This is a genomic window from Pseudomonas sp. NPDC087185 (genome assembly GCF_044744955.1).
Classification (GTDB): Bacteria; Pseudomonadota; Gammaproteobacteria; order Pseudomonadales; family Pseudomonadaceae; genus Aquipseudomonas.
Window position 1 is genome coordinate 23,907 of sequence record NZ_JBIUZK010000011.1, and the last position, 23,667, is coordinate 47,573.

Here is a 23,667-nt window from a genome sequence, read left to right on the forward strand (position 1 = left end):
CTCCCGATACGCGCGTCATGAAAGGCTTACAGCTCACGGGCAACCCGGAAGCCAAGGAAATCGCCCCGGACTTCGGGGGCGCGGTAGTTGCGATTGCCGGAACGCGAGAACACCGGCGCCTCGCCCCAGTCGTTGCCACGCATGACCCGTGTCTGGCATTTGCCGGTGGTCCAGGCACTGCCATCGCTGGGGGCGCCGACGTAGTTGGGGTGGCCGCAATCGGCGACCCATTCGTAGACGTTGCCATGCATGTCGTACACGCCGAAGGCGTTGGCCGGGAAGCTGCCCACCGGCGCTGTGTAGGCGTAGCCGTCGGTGGGGCCGTAGGTGTTGGCGTGCTGGGCGATGCTGTATTTCTGCGCGTCGTCGTTATCGAACGGGAACGGGAACGGGCCGCTGGAGCCGGCGCGGGCGGCGTATTCGCGCTCGGCCTCGCTGAGCATGCGGTACACATGCCCGGTCTTGGCCGACAGCCACCTGGCATAGGCCTGCACATCGGGGTGGCTGACGCACACCGCGGGCTGGCGCGGGCCCTGCTTGTAGCTGGGCTTGCTGGCGGTGCAGCGGCGGCCGGGGCGCTCATCGCCATCGGCGATGGTCACGCCGGTTTCCTTGATGTAAGCATCGAGCTCGCCGGCAGTGACGTGGTAGCGGCTGATGGCGAAGGGCTTGGCGAAGGTCACGTTGTGCTGCGGGCCTTCATCGGCTTCGCGGCCGGTTTCGCCTTCCGGGGTGCCCATCACGAAGCTGCCGGCAGGCAGCACGACCATTTCCGGGCAGTGGGGGCAGTCCTTGAACAGGCTGCCCGGTTGCGGCGCGGCGGCTGCCTGGGCCTGCGAACAGGCGGCGAGGGCAAGCACGGCCATGGCGCCAAGCTGGCCCAGCTGATGCAGCGGTGGCCTGGGCAGAGCGGTGAGTAGATGAGGCATGAACAGGATTCCGTCAGCGGGTGGCTAGAAAAAAGGCAATGGTCAACTGGGCAACGTTTGGCGCAACACGTCGATCAAACGGTCGATTTCGGCTTCGGTGTTGAGCAGTCCAGGCGCGGTGCGCACCACCGGGCCGACATCGCGCGCCACGGCATCGACGACGATGCGCTGGCGATTGAGCTGGCTGGCGACCTGGTCGGCGTTCTGATCCTTGACCCGGAAGAAGGTGAAGCCAGCCGAGTGGCTGGCGCTGCGCGGTGTCACCAACTGCACGGCCGGCAGCGTTTCGAGGCGTTGCTTGAGGTAATCGTTGAGGCCGTGGATGCGCGCCTGGATCGCCGCCTTGCCGTATTGCAGGTGCAGTTCGAAGGCTTTGCCCAATGCCCAGCGGTGCTCGAAGGCGTGATAGCCGCCTGGGCTCAGGGTGGTGGCAAAATCCTCGTCCTGGGAGAAGGTGGCGATGGTCGGAGTCAACGGGCCCAGCGCGGTGGAGGCGGCGCAGATGATGCCGGTACCGCGTGGGCCGAACATCCACTTGTGGGTGCCGGCAATGAAGTAGTCGCAGTTCAGGTCAGCGAAGCGCATGTCCTCGACGCCAAACCCGTGCACCCCATCGATCACGTACAGCAGCCGGTCATGCTCGTCGCGGTTACGGTTGACCTCGCGCACCAGGGCGCCGATTTCGCCGACGGGCAGCTTCACACCGCTGCCAGAGTGCACCCAGGTCATGCCCAGGACGCGGGTCTTCGGGCCGATGGCGGCAGCGAGGGTGCCGAGTACCTGGTCGGTGCTGACGTTCCAGGGTTGCTCGAACAGGCGCAGCCGGCGTACCGGCGTGCCATCGCGCGCGGTGCGAAAGTTCAGGGTGTGGCGCGCTGCGGAGTGCTCGTGCACGGTGGTCAGCACTTCCTGGTCAGGGGCTATTTTCAGGCCGCCGTAGATCAGGCCGAGGCCTTCGGTGGTGCTGCCGGTCAGGGCAATCTGGCGCGGCGCCACGTCAAGGTAGCGAGCGGCCGCTTCGCGCACCTGCGCTTCGTGTTTCCATTCGGACTGGCTGTCCCAGTCGACCAGGCGGGCCGGGTGTCGGTCGAACTGCGCGCGCAGGGCTTCGATCGCCTCGCGCACCGGTTTGGGGTGTGAGGTGATCAGGAAATTGGCAAAGTGTGCGTAGTTCGGGTCCAGCTCGAACAGGCTGCGAAAACCGGCCCAGGCGTCGTCGGCCATGGGCCGCGCCGTGGCGGCCTGGGCGCTGGGCAACAGTTGCGCGGCCAGGGGCAGGCTGGCGGCGAGCAGGCCAGCCTGCTTGAGGAAGGTACGGCGATCGTTCATGAATACGCTCGCTGGGTCATCGGGACGAGGTGGCGTTGGGTTTGGCGGCGCGCTGCACCTGCTCCCATACCCGCAGGAAGTTGCCGCCCCAGAGCTTGGTGATGTCCGCTTCGGAATAGCCGCGGGTGATCAGCTCGGCGGTCACGTTGCGCGCCTCGCTGGCGTCGTGCCAACCGTCGATGCCGCCGCCTTCATTGAAGTCCGAGCTCAGGCCGACGTGGTCGATGCCGACCTTGCGCACCGTGTAGTCGATGGCGTCGCCGTAGTCCTTGAGCGTGGCAGGGGGTTCTTCGTCGAGGATTGCGTACAGCGCGTTGGCGTACTGGCCGACCTTCTGCTCGGGCCAGCCGGCAATCACCGGGTCGCCGGGCATCAGCGCGTAGTTGAGGTTGGTCAGCGGCGGCAGGTTGTACTGCGCCCGCAGCCTGTTGAGCTTGTCCTGGGTCTGGCGGCTCAGCGGTTTGAGGTAGGTGGAGAAGGCCACCAGCTGGATGACCCCGCCGCTGTCCTTGATCAGTTGCAGTTCCTTGTCGGACAGGTTGCGGTTGATGTCGACCATGGCGCGCGGGGCCGAATGCGAGGCCACCACTGGCGCCCGGCTGAGCTGCACCGCTTGGGCCAGCGCCTTGCTGGACATCTGCGACACATCGATGATCAGGCCCAGGTCGTTGAGCCGTTGCACCGCGCGCTGGCCAATCGGCGACAGGCCGTCCAGCGCATCGACGGTGTCGTTGAAGAACGGCAGCGGGCGTGAAGAGTCGGCCCAACGGTTGTTGCCGACATAGCTGAAGCCGAACATGCGCACGCCGCGCGCCGCCCAGCGGTCCAGCTGGTCGATGTCATCGCCCAAGGCGTAGGCATTGAGCATGCTGAGGAACACCGCGAAGCGCCCCTCGCCGTGCAGGCGCCGCATGTCTTGTGGGGTGTAGGCGATGCCGGCTTGTTCGGGGAAGTCGCGGACCATGGCGCTGATGGCGTTGTAGCGGACCTCCTGGGTATGCCGTGCGGCCTCGACGAAGCCGTCGGTGGGGCGATGCGGGCCATTGCTGCCGGTCCACGACTCGGGCCAGGCGAAGATGGTCAGGGCGGCGCCGGACAAGCGGCCGCGGGCGGCCTTGGCCAGGTCGAAGCGGCCTCGGCCGTCCTGGTCGGCTTCGCTGCCTCGGCTGCCGAAATTCAGCGGCAGGGTCACATGGCTGTCGAACGAGATGATGCGTTCCTGCAGGTCGTTGGCCTGGCGCACCACCTCGCGCGGGTAGCCGGCCGGCGTCTTCAGGTACTGCCAGGCGGCCAGCCCGGCACCGGCGGCGACGGCCGCGGTCAGGCTGATGTACAGGGCTTTTTTCCAGCGTGGTGTCGTCATCTTGGTCTCAGTAGGTTCACCGTCGAGGGATGGGCACAGAGGCCGCCGCTACCTGGAGGGAACGAGCCCGCGCGGTGGAAATTTAGCCGCAGGCATCGCACCTGACGGCGCCGGGCACGGCCACGCGCTGCGGTAAATTTCGCCGTGCCTGCAACGTTCTAGCGTTGGACGGGCCGTGCTCCATGGCCGCAATGAAAGCGCAGGTAGTTGCAATGACGATTTCTCGACGCTGGTTCATCGCCGGTGTGGCATTGACGGGGGTGGCGGTGCCGGGGGCGCTTTACTTGAAGCGCCAGCGAGCCACCGAGGAATTCCCGGAGACCCCAGGCGAGGCGGTGGTCGAGTTGGCTGACAGCCGCCTGCGGCAGCTGGGCGACACACTGCGCGGCATCTGGCGCTGGACTGCGTTGGGCAGGGACGCCGGCTTGCAGGGCCTGCCCGAGGGCGAGCTGGAATTGTTCCTCGATGTTGCACCGAGCGGGCGCGGCCTGCGCGGCTACCTCGACACCCCCGAGCGCCTGCGGGGCGAGGCGCCGCCGCGCTACCGCGTGGTCGGCGACCTGCTGGCAGACAAGCCGGGCACGCTGCGCTGGCGATTGCTCGGCAACGAGGGGGGCGAGCAGCCAGCGCGCTACGAATGCCATATCGTCCTGGACGAGGTGTGGGGGGCGTTCGGCAATGCCGGGCCGGCCACCCTCAACGGGCGCATCGCGTCACTGGACCGCTCGCTCGCGCTGCCGCTGCAGGACAATCGCTTCGTGGCGCTCAAGCGCACCTTCCCCGAGGCGCGCGAGCGTACGCCGCTGTCACCGCAACTGCTGGCCTGGCTGATCGCCCCGGAGCACCGCCTGTTTCACCAGCTCTGGCACGCTTCACGGGACAAATGGCACAAGCTCGACGACGACAAGCACAACGCCCTGCGTGGCCTCGGCTGGCAGCCCGGGCCGCGCGACCGGGAGCGTGATGCGCGGGGCCGGCACAAGGACCGCAACGGCTCGGGCGAGGATTTTTTCTTCATGCACCGGCATATGCTGCGCAGCGCCCGGGCCATACAGCCATTGCCGTCGTGGCCACGGTTTCCACTGCCGCAGCCGGAACTTGAGCGGGACCGCGGTGGTTTCGCCCGTTATTTCGACAACCATGACGGCAATGCCTTGCCGCCCACCTGGCTGGCGCCGGGGGACGCCGAATACACCCAGTGGGTGCGGGACATCAAGAGCCCGGACACCTTCAATGGCAACTTCCAGGTCTGGGAGTCGCGTTACAGCGACCCGGAATACCTGAGCACCCTGACCCTGGGGCAATTCGGCTCGGAAGTGGAGCTGGGCCTGCACGACTGGCTGCACATGCGTTGGGCGTCGGTGCCGCGCGACCCTGCCAATGGCATGCCGGTGCCGATGGCGCGCACGCCCAACGATTTTGCCCAACGCTGGTATGGCGCCGAGAACGATTTCCTTGGCGACCCGTTTTCATCCCATGTAAACCCGGTGTTCTGGCATTTCCATGGCTGGATCGACGACCGTATCGAGGACTGGTTCCGCGCTCACGAGCGGCTGCATCCGGGTGAAGTGCGGCGCATGGAAATCAACGGTGTGCCGTGGTTCGCTCCGGGGCGCTGGGTGCAGGTGGCAGACCCGTGGCTGGGCCCGGACACCCACGGCTGCTCCACCGTGCCAGGGTTGCGGCCAGGGCGCAGCGTTGAAATGGACCCGGAAACCATGAAGCTGGCCTTGCGCATCATCTACGGCAATGAGGACATCTTTGCCAGGCTGCGGCCCAAGGTGCCGCAACGGCCCTGGTATGCACGCAACCTCAAGGTCGTCGGGCAGCCGCGCTAGCCCTTCACGTGCAGGCTGCCATGGGCGGCGGGCGGTACTTCCCCCATGGCTTCAGCGTCAGCGCGACCCTACCTGCCAGCCGCCTCCCAGTGCCTTGTACAACGCCACGCTGCCCTGCAGGCGAGCCAGGCGCAGCTGCGCCTGCTGATCCTGGGCCAGGTACAGCGTGCGCTGTGTCTCCAGCACCGTCAGCAGCGTTTCAGCGCCGGCGCCATAGCGTTGCTGTGCCAGGTCGAAGGCCTGACGTGCCTGTTGTACTTCCTCCTCCTGCCATTGCCGTTGACGCTCCACGCCCTGGATGGCGTTGAGGGCTTTTTCGACATCGGCAAAGCCGGCCAGGATGCTGCTGCGGTAATTTTCCAGCAGTTCGTCCTGCTCGGCTTCGGCCAGCTCGCGCGAAGCGCGTAGCCGGCCATTGTTGAAAATGGGCGCGACCAGGCCGGCCGTGAGGGTGTAGTAGGAACTGTCGAGCACCTCGGCGAAGGTGCTGGCACCGGTGCCCAGGCTGGCGCCCAGGGTGACGTTGGGCAGCATCGCAGCCCTGGCCACCTGCACGTTGGCGTTGGCGGCGGCCAGGCGTGCCTCGGCGGCCGCGATGTCCGGCCGCCGCGCCAGCAGCTCGCTGGGCACGCCGCTGCCGATGCGCGGCCACTGCAGGGTAGCAATCGCCTGGTGGCTGGCAGGCAAAGCTTGTACCGGGTCACCGAGCAGGGTGGCGAGGGTGATGCGGTTGTCCTGCCATTGCTGCTCGAGCAGCGGCACCTGGCGCTCCTGAGCGGCCACCAGGCTGCGCTGCTGGGCAAGTTCGAGGCGGGTGGCAGAGCCCACGCGCTGGCGGGTCTTGACCAGGTTCAGCACGTCACGGGCGTTGCGCAGGTTCAGGCGCGCGATGCGCAGTTGTTCCTCCAGGGCCAGGCCTTGCAGGTAGCTGTCGGCCACGGCGCTGACCAGTGTGAGCTCCACTGTCTGGCGGTCGAAGCGGCTGGCGTCGAGGCCGTGCAGGGCGCTGGTGCGGGCCGCGCGCAGGCCGCCCCAGAAATCGAGCTCATAGCGGGCGGTGAGTTGCGTGGCGAAGGTGCGGTAGGTGGGTGCGTGCTTGCTGACATCCAGCGCGTTGTTGCCTGGCCCGTGCAGCAGACGCTGGCGGCTGCCGTCCAGACCGAACTGCACGTCGGGCAACAGCGGCGCCCCGGCGACCACCGCGCGGGCCTGGGCCTGGCGCACCCGGGCCGTGGCGGCGGCGAGGTCATGGGCATTGCGCCGGGCGCGCTCGACTAGCTGGTCCAGCTCGCTGCTGGCGAACGTGCGCCACCAGCGTGCCGAGGGTGGGCCAGCCGAGGGTAGGGCGGTTTCGCCTTGCCAAGCTTGCGGTGCAGCAATACCGCTTGTTGGGGCGGGTGAGGTACTGCAGGCGGTGAGGCCCAGGCAGAGGGTCAACAGGCTGATGCGGCTTGGCAAGGTCATGGCTTATTCGCTGGTAAGGGCTTTCACCGGGTCGAGTCGGGCGGCCTTGCGTGCCGGCATGAAGCCGAACACGATGCCGGTGACGACGGCGCAGGCGAACGCACCGAGAATGGCAGGCAGGGCAAAGGCCACGGCGATGTCGGCCAGCATCAGCCCGCCACCGATGGCCAGCGCCAGGACGATGCCGCTCAGGCCGCCGACCATCGACAACATCACCGCCTCACTGAGGAACTGGCGCAGGATGTCGCGCTGGCGAGCGCCGGTGGCCATGCGGATGCCGATCTCGCGGGTGCGCTCGCGCACGGTCATGAGCATGATGTTCATCACCCCGATACCGCCGACCAGCAGGGAAATGGCGGCAATCGCCCCGAGCATCAGCGACAGGCTGTTCTGGGTGCGCGCCTCGGCCTGGATCAGGGCGGCGTCGTTGGTCAGCTCGAAGTCGTGGCGGCCCTGGTGGCGCTGGCGCAACAGCCGGTCGATGGCCGCTTCGGTGTCGTTGACCTGTGCCGAGTCGCGCGCGGCGACGGTGATGTAGTCTGGGTCGCGGTGGCCGAACAGGCGGATCGCCGCCGCGGTGTAAGGCACCACGATGCGCCCGTCGCTGTCCTGGTCACCCGAGCTGGCCCCCTTGCCGGCGAGCACGCCGACCACCTGGAACGGCACGTTGCCGATCAGCAGGTACTGGCCGATCGGGTTGGCGTGATTGCCGAGCATCTTCTCGCGCACCTTCTGGCCGATGACCGCTACGGCCGCGGCGCTGGCCTCGTCGGCCTCGCTGAAGAACGCGCCTTCGACCACCGGCCAGTTGAAGATTTCCTCGAACCAGGTGTTGTTGCCGCCCACGTAGAACACCTGGCTGTTGTTGTTTTGGCGCACCATGAGCTTTTCGCCGATCACCGGCATGATGTGTTTGACCTGCGGCAATTCGCCGATGGCGGCGACGTCGTCGAGGGTGACGGTGCCGGCCGGCTCGCCGAGTGTCGCCGGCTTGCCATTGAGGTAGAGGATGTTCGAACCGAAGGCGGCCATCTGGGCCATGACCTGGCGTTTGCTGCCTTCGCCCACCGCCAGCATGACCACCACCGACGCGACGCCGATGACGATGCCGAGCAGGGTCAGTGCGGTACGGAAACGGTTGACCCACATCACCCGCCAGGCGGCCTGAAGGGCTTCGAGCAGCTCGCCTTTCCATGCGCCGCGCAGGGTGGCGCCGCGGTCCAGGCGCTGGCGCAGGTCGTGAGCCTGAAGCCCCTCGTGGGTGACGATCGCGCCTTGGTCGCTGGCCGAGTCGCTGGTCATGAGGCCATCGCGGATCTCGATGACCCGGTGTGCGCGCGCGGCCACTTCGCGGTCGTGGGTGATCAGGATGATCACATGGCCCTGGCTGGCCAGTTCGTCCAGCAGGGCCATCACTTCCTGGCCGCTGTGGCTGTCGAGGGCGCCGGTGGGCTCGTCGGCGAGGATGATATGGCCGCCGTTCATCAATGCACGGGCGATCGATACCCGTTGCTGCTGGCCGCCGGACAGCTGGTGCGGGCGGTTGCCGGTGCGGCTGGCCAGGCTCAGGCGTGCGAGCAGGGCCGCGGCGCGGGCGTGCCGTTCGTTGGCTGGCGTGCCGGCGTAGATGGCGGGCATTTCGACGTTTTCCTGGGCTGACCCGGAAGGGATCAGGTGGTAACCCTGGAAGACAAAGCCGAACGCCTCGCGGCGCAGCCAGGCCAGCTCGTCGTTGCCCAGTTCGGCCACGTCCTTGCCGGCAAAGCGATAGCGGCCGGAGGTGGGCCGATCGAGGCAACCGAGGATATTCATCAGCGTCGACTTGCCGGAGCCGGAGGCGCCGACGATGGCGACGAACTCGCCGGGGTGGATGCTCAGGCTGATGCCGCGCAGCACGTCCACTTTGGGCGTGTCGTGGCCGCCGTACGACTTGCGGATATCGACCAGTTCGATCAGGGGCGTTGTCATTCAGCCTCCGCTGCTGGCGCTGGCACCGATCACCAGGCGCTCGCCTTCGCTGAGACCGTCGAGCACCTGTACCCGCAGGCGGTCGCTCAGGCCGGTACGCACCTGGCGCTGCTGCACCTTGCCGTCCGCGTCGAGCACCTGGGCCAGGCGCTGGCCTCCACGCTCATCCAGCGCCGCCAGCGGCACGCTGAGCACTTGGCTGGCCTTGCCGGCGACGAAGAACACTTGGGTGGTCATTTCGGCCATCAGCGCGCCATCCGGGTTGTCGACGTCGAGCAGCACGGTGTACTGCACCACCTGGCTGCCCGTGGCGCCGCTGGTGGCGCTGACCGGGCTGCCGCCGCCGCGGCTGGTTTGCTCCAGCGGCTTGGGCGGGATGGGCAGGATCTGCCGTACGGTACTGGCCCAGCGGCGTTTGCCACCGGCCAGGGTGGTGAAGTACGCGGTCATGCCGGGCTTGACCTTGCCGATATCGGCTTCGGACACCTGTGCCCAGACCGTCATCGGCGACAGCTTGGCGATGCGCAGGATCAAGGGCGTCTGTTGCTGGGCATTGAGGGTCTGGCCTTCGCGAGCATCCACCGCCACCACCGTGCCATCCATCGGCGCGTAGATGCGCGTGTAGCCCAGTTCGGCCTCGTCGCTGCGCAGGCTGGCCTGCGCCTGGCGGATCTGCGCCTGGAACATCGCGATGCGGGCCTGGGTGACTTTCAGCTGGGCATCGGCCGCCTGCACGTCTTCGGCGCGGGTGGCTCCGGCGGCGGCCAGGGCACGCTGGCGTTTGAGCTGCTGTCGGGCAAGCTGGAACTGGGCATGCTGTTCGGCCAGCTGGGCCTTGAGGTTGTCGATCGAGAAGCGCCCGGCGTCGAGGCGGGCCTGTTGGGTGGAAGGGTCGATTTCCACCAGCAACTGGCCCTTGCGCACAGGGTCGCCGGCTTCCACGTGCAGCGTGCGGATCTGCCCCGAGGCCTGGGCGCCGACGTCGACGTAGCGCCGGGGTTGCAGCGTGCCCAGGGCGGTGACACTGCTTTCGATGTCGGCGCGGGTGACCGTGACGGTATTGACCGGCAGTGTGCCGAAAGGCAGGGCCTTCCAGGCGAGCAGGCTGCCCAGGCTGAGTAGGCCGAGGCCTGCGAGGGCAAGGCGACGGCGCAGAGGAAATACACGTCTCATGAGGGCTTCCAGCCAGAGTAATGGCCGCGCGCGGGCAATCGTGGCGCGCAGGGAGGTCCCCGATAGACGAAGGCAATCACGTGGGATTTAGCCGGGCCAGGACGATCCAGCCTTGTTGCTGAGAATAATTATACTTTGTAAGATCGCACCCTGATATCACTCAGCCCTGTGCCCTGGCCGTGCCCAGGCTGGCAGGACGATTCAGGTGCCGCCGTGGAACACTACTATCGCGAATTGGTGAACTTCCTGTGCGCGCGGCTTGGCAGCCGTCAGGCGGCTGAGGATATAGCCCACGATGCCTACTTGCGGGTGCTGGAGCGTACTGACCCGCAGGCGATCGAGCATCCACGTGCATTTCTCTATCGCACCGCGCTCAACCTGGTGGTCGACCGGCACCGCCGCCACCTCATCCGCCAGACCGAACCGCTGGAAGTACTCGACCAGGATGAGCGCTGGCATAGTTCGGCGTTCCCTCAGGACATGCAGCTTGATCAGCGCCTGGCGTTGATGCAGCGCGCGCTGGCCGAACTGAGCAAGCCCTGCCGCGACAGCTTTCTGCTGCGCAAGCTCGAGGGCCTGTCGCATCAGCAGATTGCCGCCCGCCTGGGCATCTCCCGCAGCCTGGTGGAAAAGCACATCGTCAACGCCATGAAGCATTGCCGCGTGCGCATGCGCCAGTGGGAATCCTGAAAAACCCGTGAGGGGCCGGTGAAAATTCTGTGTGCTGGCAACTTGATTTCTATCGTTTTCCCGACAACTATCTAACTTGACCCCTCCAAGTGTGCTGTCTTGGTGGTTGCCTGTTGCTGGCGCTGTTTGGTCAGGGAGCGTGCCTATCTACCTGACGGCCCAGGTCCGACAATGACCAACAAGACTCTGCGCATCCTGATTGCCGACGAGCACCCGTCCCAGCGCTTGCAGCTGGAAAGACTGCTCAATGGCCTGGGCTACTACCGGATTGCCCCGGTAGAGAGTTTTGATGAGCTGCAGCGCTTGGTGCATTGCGCCCTGCAGCCGTTCAACCTGCTAGTGGGCAATATCGAGCTGGCCAGCCATGCCGGTGTCGACCTTGCTCGATTTTGCCGGGTCAGCGCGCAGATCCAGCATGCGCTGCTGTACCACTCCCGCCAGTTGAAGGTGCCTGTCGTGCCGCAGACCGAGCGCCAGGCGGTGAACGTGAGCTTGCCGCAGGTGCCGGACAACGAGGCGCTTGAGACCTTCATGGCGATCATCGATGCACCGATACTGATCGGCAAGCTGCCGATGCCGCCGGGGCTTGCCAGTGCCGCATCGCCGCTCCGCCCGCGCAGGAACTTCGCCCACACGGTGTTCAGCCGTTAGTGGGGATGAGCAGGGCAAGGTTGTGAGTATTTGCTATCCTCTTGCCCTTTGCCGATTTGCGGACCCCTGCCATGACTGCCATCGATACCGCTCGCCCGCCCCGGTTCAGCCGCGGCGATCACCGGACCCTGGGCCTGGCGGCGTTGGGCGGCGCGCTGGAAATCTACGATTTCATCATCTTCGTGTTCTTTGCCCTGACCCTCAGCCAGCTGTTCTTCCCGCCGGAAATGCCCGAGTGGTTGCGGCTGCTGCAAAGCTTCGGCATCTTCGTCACGGGCTACCTGGCGCGCCCGCTGGGCGGCATCCTGATGGCGCATTTCGCCGACCACCTCGGGCGCAAGCGGGTGTTCAGCCTGAGCATCCTGATGATGGCGCTGCCTTGCCTGCTGATCGGGGTGATGCCGACGTATGCCGAAATCGGCTACGCGGCGCCGCTGATCCTGCTGGCGTTGCGCATCCTGCAAGGCGCTGCGGTCGGTGGTGAGGTGCCGAGTGCCTGGACATTCGTTGCCGAGCACGCACCGGATGGGCGGCGCGGCTATGCCTTGGGTTTCCTGCAGGCCGGGTTGACCTTCGGCTATTTGCTGGGTGCGCTGACCGCGACGCTGTTGGCACAGGCTTTTACCGCGCAGGAGATCCTCGATTACGCCTGGCGTTACCCGTTCCTGCTGGGTGGGGTGTTTGGGGTGATTGGTGTATGGCTGCGCCGTTGGCTGAGTGAAACCCCAGTGTTCCTGGCCCTGCGCGAGCGCCAGGAACAGCCGGTGAAGTTCCCGCTGCGGCGGGTGCTGGGCGAGCATCGTCAGGCGTTGATCCCGGCCGCACTGCTGACCTGCGTGCTGACGTCAGCGGTGGTCGTGCTGGTGGTGATCACCCCGACCGTGATGCAGCAACGCTTCGGCATGACGGCGGGGCATACCTTTGCCTTGAGCAGTGTGGGTATCGTCTTTCTCAATATCGGCTGCGTGCTGGCCGGCTTGCTCGTCGATCGGCTGGGCGCCTGGCGCGCGTTGATGATCTACAGCCTGCTGCTGCCGCTGGGCATTGGTGCGCTGTATGCGAGCCTGGTGGGGCAGTGGGGCATGACCTGGCTGGCCTATGCGCTGGCGGGGCTTTCGTGTGGGGTGGTGGGGGTGGTGCCGTCGGTGATGGTGGGGTTGTTCCCGGCCGAGATCCGTGTTTCGGGCATCTCCTTTACCTACAACGTCGCTTATGCGCTGTGGGCCAGTACCACACCGCTGGCGTTGATCGCGCTGATGCCGTGGAGCCCGTGGGTGTGTGTCGGCTTTTGTCTGATCATGGGCACGGTCGGGCTGCTGACTGCGCTGTATTTCGGGCGCCGCGAGCCGCTTCAGTTTTCGGCTGAGCCGATGGCGGCCATGTGCTGCGAAAAATAACGGTGGCAGGCCATTGAAAAAGCCCCCGGGTCGCGAGATCCGGGGGCTTTTTATTGCCGCAAGGGCAGGGGCTTACATGTTCGGGTAATTCGGCCCGCCTGCGCCTTCAGGGGTGACCCAGGTGATGTTCTGGGCCGGGTCCTTGATGTCGCAGGTCTTGCAGTGCACGCAGTTCTGCGCGTTGATCTGGAAGCGCTTGTTGCCGTCTTCCTGGGTGACCACTTCGTAGACGCCTGCCGGGCAGTAACGCTGGGCGGGTTCGTCATACAGCGGCAGGTTACTGGCGATCGGGATGTTCGGGTCCGTCAGCTTCAAGTGGCAGGGCTGTTCCTCTTCGTGGTTGGTGCTGGAGAGGAATACCGAGCTGAGTTTGTCGAAGCTGAGCTTGCCATCCGGTTTCGGGTAATCGATTTTTTTCGAGTCGGCCGCAAGCTTCAGGCAGGCGTAGTCCGGCTTGGTGTCGTGCAGGGTGAATGGCAGCTTGCCGCCGAACCAGTTCTGGTCGACGTAGTTGAACGCGCCGCCGAGCAGCGGGCCGAACTTGTGCAGCGCCGGGCCGAAGTTGCGGCTGGCGAACAGCTCTTCGTGCAGCCAGCTGGCCTTGAAGGCCTCGACATAGGTGTTGAGGGCGTCGCCGCCCTCGCTGCCGGCGATCAGTGCGTCGGCCACGGCCTCGGCCGCCAGCATGCCGGACTTCATCGCGGTGTGGCTGCCCTTGATCTTGGAGAAGTTCAGGGTGCCCAGGTCGCAGCCGATCAACGCGCCGCCGTTGAAGACCATCTTCGGCAGCGAATTCAGGCCACCTTTGCAGATGGCGCGGGCGCCGTAGCTGATACGCTTGCCGCCTTCGAGGTATTGCTTCATCACCGGGTGGTGCTTGAGGCGCTGGAACTCGTCGAACGGCGACAGGTAAGGGTTGGCGTAGGACAGGTCGACGATCAGGCCGACCACCACCTGGTTGTTTTCCAGGTGATAAAGGAACGAACCACCGGTGTTGTCGGCGCTGACCACGTCCAGCGGCCAGCCGGCGGTGTGTACCACCAGGCCCTGCTCGTGCTTGGCCGGGTCGATTTCCCAGATTTCCTTGAGGCCGATGCCGTAGTGCTGCACGTCGGACTCGCTGTCGAGGTTGAAGCGCTTGATCAGCTGCTTGCCGATATGGCCGCGGCAACCTTCGGCGAACAGGGTGTATTTGGCACGCAGTTCCATGCCAGGGGTGTACAGGCCGTCTTTGGGGTTGCCTTCACGGTCGACACCCAGGTCACCGGTGACGATGCCGCGGACTACGCCGTTGTCGTCGAACAGCGCTTCCTGGGCGGCGAAGCCTGGATAGATTTCCACGCCCAGGTTCTCGGCCTGCTGGGCCAGCCAGCGGCACAGGTTGCCCAGCGAGATGATGTAGTTACCCTGGTTGTGCATGGTCTTGGGCACGAACAGGTCAGGGACCTTGGTCGAGCTGCCGGCATCCTTCAGGACGTAGATGTCGTCGCGCTTGACCTCGGTGTTGAGCGGCGCGCCGAGTGCTTTCCAGTCGGGGAACAGTTCGTTCAGGGCGCGCGGTTCGAATACCGCGCCGGAGAGGATGTGGGCACCGACTTCGGAGCCTTTTTCGACCACGCAGACGCTGATCTCGCTACCGGCTTCGGCGGCCTTCTGCTTCAGGCGGCAGGCGGCTGACAGGCCCGCCGGGCCAGCGCCGACGATGACCACGTCGAATTCCATGTATTCGCGTTCCACTGGTTCTCTCCTACTCATCAAGGCTCGTGCTGTTGCTTGGTCTTATGGGTGTGGGGTGATCATGCGCACCGCGCTTCACGGGAGCGGCTGTAGCAGCGCAGAGGATGGACTACACCGTTTTGTCTTGGCCGCGCATTATATCTACACCACTTGGCGGGTCCAATACAAACGTTTGTTTGAATTTGCCGCAGGCCAGTAAAATCACAGGAACGCGGCTGGAGGGTGACCGATTTGCCGTATTGACCGGATTGGGTGTTGCGGTCAAGATACGAGCGGTTTTACGTTCGCCGTAGGCTTGCAGCCGGGCGCAGGTACACCTCTAAAAACCAGGTGTGGAGCAGGGCTTTCGGGCCAGATCACGGTTTGTAGTGGAGTTTACACGCCGCCACAGAAAATGACCCGCAGCTATTTGCCGCAACAGTCTGAAGAAGACTGTTCGGTCACCGTGAAGTTTGCCCCTCCCGGTACGTTTTTAGAGGTGCCCTTGTACCCACGCGCATCGCAGGGCTCAGCCCAGGCGACTATCTATTCACCGGAGAGTAACGAGGAATCCATGAAGGTTCTTGTAGCTGTCAAACGAGTGGTCGACTACAACGTCAAGGTTCGCGTCAAAGCGGACAACTCCGGCGTCGACCTTGCAAACGTCAAGATGTCCATGAACCCCTTCTGCGAAATCGCCGTCGAAGAAGCCGTACGCCTGAAAGAGAAAGGCGTGGCGAGCGAGATCGTGGTTGTCTCCGTCGGCCCGACCACTGCCCAGGAGCAGCTGCGTACCGCGCTGGCGCTGGGTGCCGATCGTGCCATCCTGGTCGAAGCCGCCGATGAGCTGAATTCGCTGGCCGTGGCCAAGGCGCTGAAAGCCGTTGTCGATAAAGAGCAGCCGCAGCTGGTCATCCTTGGCAAGCAGGCCATCGACAGTGATAACAACCAGACCGGCCAGATGCTGGCCGCGCTGACCGGCTACGCCCAAGGCACCTTCGCCTCCAAGGTTGAAGTCGCTGGCGACAAGCTGAACGTCACCCGTGAAATCGATGGCGGCCTGCAGACCGTTGCCCTGAACCTGCCGGCGATCGTCACCACTGACCTGCGCCTGAACGAGCCGCGCTACGCGTCGCTGCCGAACATCATGAAGGCCAAGAAGAAGCCGCTGGAGACTGTGACGCCAGATGCGCTGGGCGTATCGCTCGCCTCCACCAACAAGACCCTGAAAGTCGAAGCGCCTGCTGCCCGCAGCGCGGGTATCAAGGTCAAGTCGGTGGCCGAACTGGTCGAGAAGCTGAAGAACGAAGCGAAGGTAATCTAAATGACTATCCTGGTTGTCGCTGAATACGAGAACGGTGCCGTAGCCCCGTCCACCCTGAACACTGTCGCCGCAGCCGCCAAGATCGGTGGTGATGTGCACGTGCTGGTCGCAGGCCAGAACGTCGGCGGCGTTGCCGAATCCGCTGCCAAGATCGCGGGCGTTGCCAAGGTGCTGGTTGCCGATAACGCAGCCTATGCGCACGTTCTGCCTGAAAACGTCGCGCCGCTGATCGTCGAGCTGGCCACGGGTTACAGCCACGTGCTGGCCCCGGCCACCACCAATGGCAAGAACATCCTGCCGCGCGTTGCCGCACTGCTGGACGTCGACCAGATCTCCGAGATCATTTCGGTCGAATCCGCCGACACCTTCAAGCGCCCGATCTACGCCGGTAACGCAATTGCCACCGTGCAATCGAGCGCTGCGGTCAAGGTCATCACCGTGCGTACCACCGGCTTTGACGCCGTGGCTGCCGAAGGTGGCTCCGCTGCTGTTGAAGCTGTTGGCGCTGCGCACAACGCCGGTATCTCCGCCTTCGTTGGCGAAGAGCTGGCCAAGTCCGACCGTCCAGAGCTGACCGCCGCCAAGATCGTGGTTTCCGGCGGCCGCGGCATGGGCAACGGTGACAACTTCAAGCACCTGTACAGCCTGGCCGACAAGCTCGGCGCTGCGGTTGGCGCCTCGCGCGCTGCGGTCGACGCAGGCTTCGTGCCCAACGACATGCAGGTCGGCCAGACCGGCAAGATCGTTGCGCCGCAGCTGTACATCGCCGTCGGTATCTCCGGCGCGATCCAGCACCTGGCCGGCATGAAAGACTCCAAAGTGATCGTTGCGATCAACAAGGACGAAGAAGCGCCGATCTTCCAGGTAGCCGACTACGGCCTGGTCGCTGACCTGTTCGAAGCGGTTCCAGAGCTGGAAAAGCTGGTCTGATAAGCCTGCTTCACTTATAAAGAAGCCCGGCCCTTGTAACGAGGGCCGGGCTTTTTTTATGCGGGCAAGGAGTGAAGGATGGCGTTTCGCAAAGCAGGCAAGGTGCTGGCATGCACGGTGGCGATGCTGTCGCCGTTGGCAATGGCGGCAGGCAAGTGTGAGCGCCTGGTGGCAACCGGCAGCCCGGATGCGCCGCCATACTCCTGGCAGGACCCGAAAGACCCGAAACACCTGGTCGGCGCCAACGTCGACCTGTTGCGCCAGGTGGCTGCCGAACTCGGCGTCAAAGTCGACGTGCTGAATGCCGGCAGGCGTGACCAGGCCCTGGAAGAGGTGCGCAGCGGGCGCATGGACCTGCTGCTCGACACCCCCATGCAGGTCGAGCAATTGACCGCGCTGGACTACATTCACCCGCCCCTGCAGCTCAACGAGTACCTGGTCTGGACCCGCCATGACGCCGAGGTCGATTTCGATGGCCCGGCGGACCTTGCCAAATACCAGGGCAGCCTGTCGGAGCGCGCCCGCCTGACCCCCGCCTTCAGCGCCTTCGCCAAGGCCCAGCTGAAGCTGGTGCCGGCGCAGAACCTCACCCAGGCATTCCAGAAGCTGGTGCTGGGCCAGGTCGATTATGTGCTGGCCGGGCGCTACTCGGGCATGGCCATGACCCAGAGCCTGGGCATGAGCAACGACCTGATCGCCCGCGGCCTGCCAGTGGATCGGCCGGGCTTGTACCTGGCTGTTTCGCACAACTCGGCGTGCAATGACACCTGGTTGCGTGGGCAACTGGCAAAAAAACTGACAGAATTGCCGATCTCCGGTGCGTCTGAAGCCGTGCTGCAGCGTAATGTCGAGCGCTGGAAAGCGCAGATGCAAGTACAGGCGGACGCCCCCAAACAGTAGGAAGAGTGCGTGAGAACCCAATCCCTGATCCTTGCCGTGGCCCTGCTCGGCCTGGCTGGCTGCGCCAATGACCCGGCGCCCAATGAGCAGATGCGTATTTCCGAGCAGGCGCTGGAACAGGCCAAGGCGGTCGGTGCCACCGACCAGGTCGAAGCGCTGAAGCTGGCCGAAGACAAGCTGGCCCGGGCCAAGACCAACATGCTCACCGAAGACTTCCGCGACGCCCGTATGCGGGCCGAGCAGGCCGAGCTGGATGCGCGCCTGGCCGAAGCGCGTGTGCTGAACCAGAAGAGCGACGAGCAGCTGGATGCATTGCAATCGCGGGTCAAGCGCTTGCGCAAGCAACTGGAGGTGCAGCCATGATGCGCTTCAAGCCAATGGCCGCGCTGGCACTGCTGGCGCTGGCCGCCGGGCTGCAGGGTTGCGCCAGCCAGCGCAGCGAGGCGGCGCTCGATGACGCCACCACGGCCTTCCAAAAGGTCAAGGATGATTCCGATGTGCTGCGCAGTGCGCCGCGCGACGTGATCCGTGCCGGTGAATCGCTGGCCCGGGCCGAGCGCCTGTCCAGCTATATCGGCACAGGCGCCGACGTGCGCCACTATGCCTACCTGAGCCAGCGCTACAGCGAGATCGCCAGCGAGCACGCCAAGCTGGCGCTGAACCAGGAGCGCCTGGCCAAGCTCGACCTCGAGCGCCAGCGTCTGCAGCTGGCCCTGCGCGAGGCCAAGCTGGCCAGTGTGCAGCAGCAGGGCAAGTGGGTCGAAACGCAGATCGCCGCGCTGGCCTCGGAGCAGGCTGACCGCGGCTTGGTCATGACCCTGGGTGATGTGCTGTTCGATACTGGCCGTGCCGACCTGAAAAACTCGGCCAGCCGCACCGTGCTCAAGCTGGTGCAGTTCCTTCAGCTCAACCCGCGCCGGGTGGTACGGATCGAAGGCTACGCCGACAACACCGGCGCGCCGGAGGATAACCTCAAGCTGTCGCGTGATCGGGCGCAGGCCGTGGCTGACATGCTGGTCGATCTGGGGGTCAATGAGAAGCGCCTGCAGGTTGAAGGGTATGGCGACCAGTACCCGATCGAGGCCAATGCCTCGGAGCGGGGCAGGGCGCAGAACCGTCGGGTGGAGATCGTCTTTTCCGACGACAAGGGCAAGCTTGCGCCAGCGCGCTGACCGTCGATGAAATCAAGGACCGCACTGCGGTCCTTTTTTTGGCCTGTCCGTGACGGGTTAATCGTTTGGACAGGTGCCACGCAACTGTATTGTCGACTATTCTGCAATCTGTCCCAGTACACTTCGCAACTGTTACGGTATTCTCTGCCGTCAGTGAGTCGCACAAGAATAACGAGCCCGTTCGCGCGTCGAGATATCGCCATGACCAACCTGCTGCTGTACCAGCGCATCGCCCAGCAACTGGCCGATGACATCCGTCGTGGTGTCTACCAGCCAGGCGAGCGCGTACCGTCCGTGCGCAAGATGAGCGCCCAGCTCAACGTCAGCCATGCCACGGTGCTGCAGGCTTATGCCAACCTCGAAGATCAGGGGCTGATCCGCGCCCGGCCGCAGTCGGGCTACTACGTGCACCAGACCCCTGCACTGACCGCGCAGACCCCGGACATTGCCCGTGTCGAGCGTCCGGGCCTGGTCACCCGGGCGAGCATCATCCAGCAGGTGCTGACCGAGGCGCGTCGCGACGGCGTGTTTCCGTTCGGCGCGGCCGTGCCGCATGTCGATTACCTGCCCGTGCGCGCGCTGCATCAGCAGATCGCCAAGGTGACCCGCTTCCACAGCCCGCGTGCGTTCAGCTATATGTTCAGCCCTGGTTTCGAGCCGTTGCGCCGGCAGATTGCGATCCGCATGCGCGATGCCGGCGTGCTGGTCGACCCGCGTGAGGTGATCGTGACCCATGGTTGCGTCGATGCCCTGCAGATGTCGCTGCGTGTGCTGACCCGCCCCGGGGACTTGATCGCCGCCGAGTCACCGACTTATTACGGCCTGCTGCAGTTGGCCGACTTGCTGGGGTTGAAGGTCATCGAGATTCCCAGTGACCCGTCCACCGGCATCAGCCTGGAGGCGCTGCAACTGGCGGCCAACCAGTGGTCGATCAAGGCCCTGGTGCTGACCTCGCGCCTGAGTAATCCACTGGGCGGCACGATTCCCGAAGAGCGGCAGAAGCAGTTGCTGCGCCTGGCTTCGGACTTCGACATCCAGATCGTCGAGGACGACATCTATGGCGAGCTGATGTTCGAGCAGGGCAAGACCAAGGCGCTCAAGGCGTTCGACCGGCTGGACCGGGTGATCTACTGTTCGAGCTTCTCCAAGACCTTGTCGCCCGGTGTGCGGGTTGGTTGGATGGTCGCGGGGCGTTACCAGGACGAGATCCAGCGGCTGCAGACTTTCACCACGCATTCGGCCTGCAGCGTGACGCAGATGGGCGTGGCGGCGTATCTGGAAAACGGCGGTTACGACCGCCACCTGCGCTACATCCGCCAGGAGTACCGCAAAAACCTCAGTGCCTACCAGCTGGCGGTGCAGCAGCATTTCCCGGAGGGCACGCAGATGACCCGGCCCACGGGCGGTTTCATTCTCTGGGTCAGCCTGCCGGGGCGCATCAATACCCAGGAGCTGCATGTGCGCGCGCTGGAGCAGGGCATCAGCATCGCACCTGGGCTGATCTTCAGTAATACCGAGCAATTCAACCACTGCATCCGCCTCAACTGTGGCATCCCGTGGAACAAGGAGGCCGAGCGGGCAGTCATGACCCTGGGCCTGTTGGCTCAACAGTTGTGCAGAGATTCTGTAACCACACTTTTGTAAGGCTTGCCAGGCGAGGGCGGAACAGAGAGCATACGCACATTTCCAGCCTGCCTGCCGGTGTCCATGAAACTGTTGCGTTGTATTGCCCTGCTTTTTTGCCTTGCGCCGCTCATTACGCTGCCTGGCGTAGCCCAGGCTGCGCAACCTGCGGCTCAGGCGCAACAAGGCAAGGCCGTGCAAAAGGCGCCGGCCAAGCCTGCGAAAAAGCAGCCTGCCAAAGCCCGGCCCAAGGCAGCCCGCAAGCCGGTCAGCAAGGCGGTGGCCAAACCGCTGCCCAAGGCCAGGCTCGACCTGAGCTTGCCTGCGGAAATGGTCAATGACCTTGAGCCCAATGTCGGCAGTTCTGCCACGCGCCGCAAACCTTTGCTGCCTGCCATGTTCACGGAAAAGCCACAGAGCGACGACAGCCCGTTCCAGCTCAACGGCCGATTGATCAGCAATGAAATGCAGTTGCAGATGCGCAACGATAGCCGCCGCGATGTGGAAGGTGCAGCCATCGACTTCGAGTTTCGCCAGTAGCTCAAGGCAACTGACTGCCGGGTCACGGCCGATTTCATCCGGCCAGCAATTTCAAACGTATGTTTGAGCGGTTACTATCCAGGGACGTTCGTCCCGTTTTGTTTCAGGGAGTCCTGTTGTCATGAATTGCCGTGAAGGCTGCGGTGCCTGCTGCATCGCCCCGTCCATCAGCTCTGCGATGCCGCGCATGCCCCATGGCAAGCCGGCCGGTGAGCGCTGCCTGCACCTGACCGCTGCCAACCTCTGCGACCTGTTCGGCAAGCCCGAGCGGCCAGCGGTGTGTGGCGGGTTCAAGGCGGACATCGAGGTGTGCGGCAATGATCGCGACGAGGCAATCAGGATTCTCGGCTGGTGGGAGCAGATGACGGCGGCGTGACAGGCTGGATCTTCGACAACAAGGATAAAGATGATGAGATCGTTCAAGCGTATTGCACTGCTGTGTGGCATGGGTGTCCTGCTGGCGCCCGCCGCCTGGGCCGAGAACTGGCAGGTGGCCAAGGACGAGGCGGGTATCAAGGTCTCCCTCAGCGAAGTGCCGGGCTCCAAGTACAAGGCCTACCGTGGTGTGACCGTGATCAAGGCGCCGTTGGCCAAGGTGCAGGCGCTGCAGGAAGATGTGGCCGGGGCATGCAGCTGGATCCATGAGTGCGAATCGCAGAAGCTGCTCAAGCACGAGGGTGACCAGAGCTGGACCTACACCCGGTTCAATACGCCATGGCCGGTGACACCGCGCGATTCGGTGCTGCACATCAGCACGGTCAAGGGCGCTGACGGTAGCCTGACCCGTAACTTGGAGGAAGAGCCGACCTACATCCCGGAAGAAAAGGGGTTTGTACGGGTGGCGAAAGTCGAGGGCTTCTGGAAATTGGTACCCAAGGGCGACAGTACGGAAGTGACCTATCAGGTGCACACCGAGCCGGGCGGCAGTGTGCCGGCGATGGTTGCCAACAAGTTCGTGGTGGATGCGCCGTTCAATACCCTCAAAGCGCTGCGCGAGCGCGCAGAAAAACCCTGAACTCAATGTAGGGTTTCACGTATGAAAAAGGCTGCCCGAGGGCAGCCTTTTTGCGTTCGGCTCGGGGAGCTTACTTGCGGTCGCTCAGCGCAACGATGTCACGCTTCTGCTCGCCGGTGTACAGCTGGCGCGGGCGGCCAATCTTGTACGGGCTGGAAAGCATTTCTTTCCAGTGCGAGATCCAGCCCACGGTACGTGCCAGGGCGAAGATCACGGTGAACATGCTGGTCGGAATGCCGATGGCCTTCAGGATGATGCCCGAATAGAAGTCGACGTTCGGGTACAGCGAGCGCTCGATGAAGTAAGGGTCGGTGAGGGCGATCTCTTCCAGGCGCATGGCCAGCTGCAACTGCGGGTCGTCTTTGATGCCCAGCTCGCGCAGGACTTCGTCGCAGGTCTGCTTCATCACGGTGGCGCGCGGGTCGCGGTTCTTGTACACGCGGTGACCGAAGCCCATCAGTTTGAACGGGTCGTTCTTGTCCTTGGCCTTGGCGATGAAGGTGTCGATGTTCGAGACATCGCCGATTTCATCGAGCATGGTCAGCACGGCTTCGTTCGCACCGCCGTGGGCAGGGCCCCACAGTGCGGCGATGCCGGCGGCGATGCAGGCGAACGGGTTGGCACCCGAAGAGCCGGCCAGGCGCACGGTGGAGGTGGAGGCGTTCTGCTCATGGTCGGCATGGAGGATGAAGATCCGGTCCATTGCCTTGGCCAGTACCGGGCTGATCGGTTTGATCTCGCACGGGGTGTTGAACATCATGTGCAGGAAGTTTTCCGCGTACGACAGGTCGTTGCGCGGGTACATCATCGGCTGGCCCATGGAGTATTTGTAAACCATCGCGGCCAGGGTCGGCATCTTGGCGACCAGGCGCACCGCGGAAATTTCGCGGTGTTGCGGGTTATTGATGTCCAGGGAGTCGTGGTAGAACGCCGACAGGGCGCCAACCACACCGCACATCACCGCCATCGGGTGAGCATCGCGGCGGAAACCGTTGAAGAAGGACTTCAGCTGCTCGTGAACCATGGTGTGGTTCTTTACGGTGCTGACGAACTGGGCCTTCTGCTCGGCATTCGGCAGTTCGCCGTTGAGCAGCAAGTAGCAGGTTTCCAGGTAGTCCGATTGTTCGGCGAGTTGTTCGATCGGGTAGCCGCGGTGCAGCAGCACGCCCTTGTCGCCATCGATGTAGGTGATCTTCGACTCGCACGAGGCGGTCGCCATGAAACCTGGGTCGAAGGTGAAGTGACCAGTGGCCCCCAACCCGCGGACGTCGATTACATCAGGACCAACGGTGCCGGTTAAAATGGGCAGCTCGACGGGGGCATTGCCCTCGATGACCAACTGCGCTTTTTTGTCAGCCATGTGGCCTCCTATTAATGCTAGAAATCATCAGACAGACCCCCCACGCAGGGCCCGCACCACTATAGAGAAGTAAATTCGAATGTCAATTTGCCTAAAGGCTGGTTGAAAGGGGGCATGAAGCCTGATTTTTCTAGAAATTCTCGCCCATTTACGCCTTTTGCTCGCTAAAGGCAATGCGCTATTTGGGCTACCCCGTCACGTTGTCATAAGCAGCCTAACTGTCTATACTCGGCACCCGACCGCCAGGGGCTTGCAAGCCCGAACTGCTGGGGGTCGCCGTTCCCT

Annotated in this window: 21 protein-coding genes; 13 read left to right on the forward strand and 8 right to left on the reverse strand. The window is 64.3% G+C overall.

What is annotated here, in order from left to right; translation table 11 throughout:
• Positions 1-26: 26 nt before the first annotated feature.
• The 3 genes from ACIPIJ_RS27295 to ACIPIJ_RS27305 all read right to left on the reverse strand — a co-directional run bounded on the left by ACIPIJ_RS27295 (position 27) and on the right by ACIPIJ_RS27305 (position 3,621).
• Positions 27-866, reverse strand: a complete 840-nt coding sequence (locus ACIPIJ_RS27295) for a formylglycine-generating enzyme family protein (protein ID WP_401083197.1) — start codon at positions 864-866, stop codon at positions 27-29.
• Positions 867-971: 105 nt separating this feature from the next.
• A complete protein-coding gene (locus tag ACIPIJ_RS27300; RefSeq protein WP_401082943.1) occupies positions 972-2,258 on the reverse strand; it encodes an aminotransferase class V-fold PLP-dependent enzyme in 1,287 nt (428 codons plus the stop codon).
• Between the two features lie 16 nt (positions 2,259-2,274).
• On the reverse strand, positions 2,275-3,621 hold the full coding sequence (locus ACIPIJ_RS27305) for a dipeptidase (protein WP_401082945.1): 1,347 nt from the start codon (positions 3,619-3,621) through the stop codon (positions 2,275-2,277).
• Positions 3,622-3,833: 212 nt separating this feature from the next.
• Between ACIPIJ_RS27305 and ACIPIJ_RS27310 the strand changes: the two genes are divergently transcribed.
• Positions 3,834-5,459, forward strand: coding sequence for a PvdJ/PvdD/PvdP-like protein (locus ACIPIJ_RS27310; protein ID WP_401082948.1), 1,626 nt, complete (start codon positions 3,834-3,836; stop codon positions 5,457-5,459).
• Positions 5,460-5,516: 57 nt separating this feature from the next.
• Here ACIPIJ_RS27310 and ACIPIJ_RS27315 read toward each other — a convergent pair whose 3' ends face one another.
• Genes ACIPIJ_RS27315 through ACIPIJ_RS27325 form a run of 3 tightly spaced genes read right to left on the reverse strand, consistent with a single transcriptional unit; the run spans position 5,517 to position 10,064 of the window.
• Entirely contained in the window at positions 5,517-6,923 is a 1,407-nt protein-coding gene (locus tag ACIPIJ_RS27315) for an efflux transporter outer membrane subunit (protein WP_401082950.1), read from the reverse strand.
• 3 nt (positions 6,924-6,926) lie between these two features.
• On the reverse strand, positions 6,927-8,891 hold the full coding sequence (locus ACIPIJ_RS27320; RefSeq protein WP_401082953.1) for a MacB family efflux pump subunit: 1,965 nt from the start codon (positions 8,889-8,891) through the stop codon (positions 6,927-6,929).
• Positions 8,892-10,064, reverse strand: a complete 1,173-nt coding sequence (locus tag ACIPIJ_RS27325) for an efflux RND transporter periplasmic adaptor subunit (RefSeq protein WP_401082956.1) — start codon at positions 10,062-10,064, stop codon at positions 8,892-8,894.
• A 213-nt stretch (positions 10,065-10,277) separates the two neighbouring features.
• Here ACIPIJ_RS27325 and ACIPIJ_RS27330 point away from each other — a divergent pair, with 213 nt between their 5' ends.
• The 3 genes from ACIPIJ_RS27330 to ACIPIJ_RS27340 all read left to right on the forward strand — a co-directional run bounded on the left by ACIPIJ_RS27330 (position 10,278) and on the right by ACIPIJ_RS27340 (position 12,802).
• On the forward strand, positions 10,278-10,754 hold the full coding sequence (locus tag ACIPIJ_RS27330; protein WP_401082959.1) for a sigma-70 family RNA polymerase sigma factor: 477 nt from the start codon (positions 10,278-10,280) through the stop codon (positions 10,752-10,754).
• Positions 10,755-10,925: 171 nt separating this feature from the next.
• Positions 10,926-11,405: a histidine kinase gene (locus tag ACIPIJ_RS27335; RefSeq protein ID WP_401082962.1), complete on the forward strand. Its 480-nt coding sequence runs from the start codon at positions 10,926-10,928 to the stop codon at positions 11,403-11,405.
• Positions 11,406-11,476: 71 nt separating this feature from the next.
• Positions 11,477-12,802, forward strand: a complete 1,326-nt coding sequence (locus ACIPIJ_RS27340; protein ID WP_401082965.1) for an MFS transporter — start codon at positions 11,477-11,479, stop codon at positions 12,800-12,802.
• Positions 12,803-12,874: 72 nt separating this feature from the next.
• On the opposite strand, the gene ACIPIJ_RS27345 is transcribed toward ACIPIJ_RS27340, so the two are convergent.
• Positions 12,875-14,557 carry an electron transfer flavoprotein-ubiquinone oxidoreductase gene (locus ACIPIJ_RS27345; protein ID WP_401082967.1) on the reverse strand — a complete coding sequence of 561 codons (1,683 nt, stop codon included), beginning with the start codon at positions 14,555-14,557 and terminating at the stop codon, positions 12,875-12,877.
• A 535-nt stretch (positions 14,558-15,092) separates the two neighbouring features.
• Here ACIPIJ_RS27345 and ACIPIJ_RS27350 point away from each other — a divergent pair.
• From ACIPIJ_RS27350 to ACIPIJ_RS27390, 9 genes are all read left to right on the forward strand, one after another.
• Positions 15,093-15,842, forward strand: a complete 750-nt coding sequence (locus tag ACIPIJ_RS27350; protein ID WP_400794086.1) for an electron transfer flavoprotein subunit beta/FixA family protein — start codon at positions 15,093-15,095, stop codon at positions 15,840-15,842.
• Positions 15,843-16,772, forward strand: a complete 930-nt coding sequence (locus ACIPIJ_RS27355) for an electron transfer flavoprotein subunit alpha/FixB family protein (RefSeq protein WP_401082970.1) — start codon at positions 15,843-15,845, stop codon at positions 16,770-16,772. It abuts the gene before it with no gap.
• Positions 16,773-16,850: 78 nt separating this feature from the next.
• Positions 16,851-17,672 (forward strand): substrate-binding periplasmic protein, encoded by an 822-nt coding sequence (locus tag ACIPIJ_RS27360; RefSeq protein ID WP_401082973.1) that lies wholly within the window; start codon positions 16,851-16,853, stop codon positions 17,670-17,672.
• Between the two features lie 9 nt (positions 17,673-17,681).
• Positions 17,682-18,035: a DUF4398 domain-containing protein gene (locus ACIPIJ_RS27365; RefSeq protein ID WP_401082976.1), complete on the forward strand. Its 354-nt coding sequence runs from the start codon at positions 17,682-17,684 to the stop codon at positions 18,033-18,035.
• The gene (locus ACIPIJ_RS27370) at positions 18,032-18,844 is read left to right on the forward strand and encodes an OmpA family protein (protein WP_401082979.1); all 813 of its coding nucleotides are present in this window, start codon (positions 18,032-18,034) and stop codon (positions 18,842-18,844) included. The genes ACIPIJ_RS27365 and ACIPIJ_RS27370 overlap by 4 nt, the downstream gene beginning before the upstream one ends.
• A gap of 201 nt (positions 18,845-19,045) precedes the next feature.
• The gene (locus tag ACIPIJ_RS27375) at positions 19,046-20,488 is read left to right on the forward strand and encodes a PLP-dependent aminotransferase family protein (RefSeq protein ID WP_401082982.1); all 1,443 of its coding nucleotides are present in this window, start codon (positions 19,046-19,048) and stop codon (positions 20,486-20,488) included.
• 63 nt (positions 20,489-20,551) lie between these two features.
• Positions 20,552-21,007, forward strand: coding sequence for a hypothetical protein (locus ACIPIJ_RS27380; RefSeq protein ID WP_401082985.1), 456 nt, complete (start codon positions 20,552-20,554; stop codon positions 21,005-21,007).
• Positions 21,008-21,128: 121 nt separating this feature from the next.
• On the forward strand, positions 21,129-21,383 hold the full coding sequence (locus ACIPIJ_RS27385; protein WP_401082988.1) for a YkgJ family cysteine cluster protein: 255 nt from the start codon (positions 21,129-21,131) through the stop codon (positions 21,381-21,383).
• Between the two features lie 33 nt (positions 21,384-21,416).
• Complete coding sequence (locus ACIPIJ_RS27390; protein WP_401082991.1) at positions 21,417-22,022, forward strand: START domain-containing protein; 606 nt, start codon at positions 21,417-21,419, stop codon at positions 22,020-22,022.
• Between the two features lie 70 nt (positions 22,023-22,092).
• Here ACIPIJ_RS27390 and gltA read toward each other — a convergent pair whose 3' ends face one another.
• Positions 22,093-23,382, reverse strand: coding sequence for a citrate synthase (gene gltA / locus ACIPIJ_RS27395; RefSeq protein WP_401082994.1), 1,290 nt, complete (start codon positions 23,380-23,382; stop codon positions 22,093-22,095).
• Between the last annotated feature and the right edge of the window lie 285 nt (positions 23,383-23,667).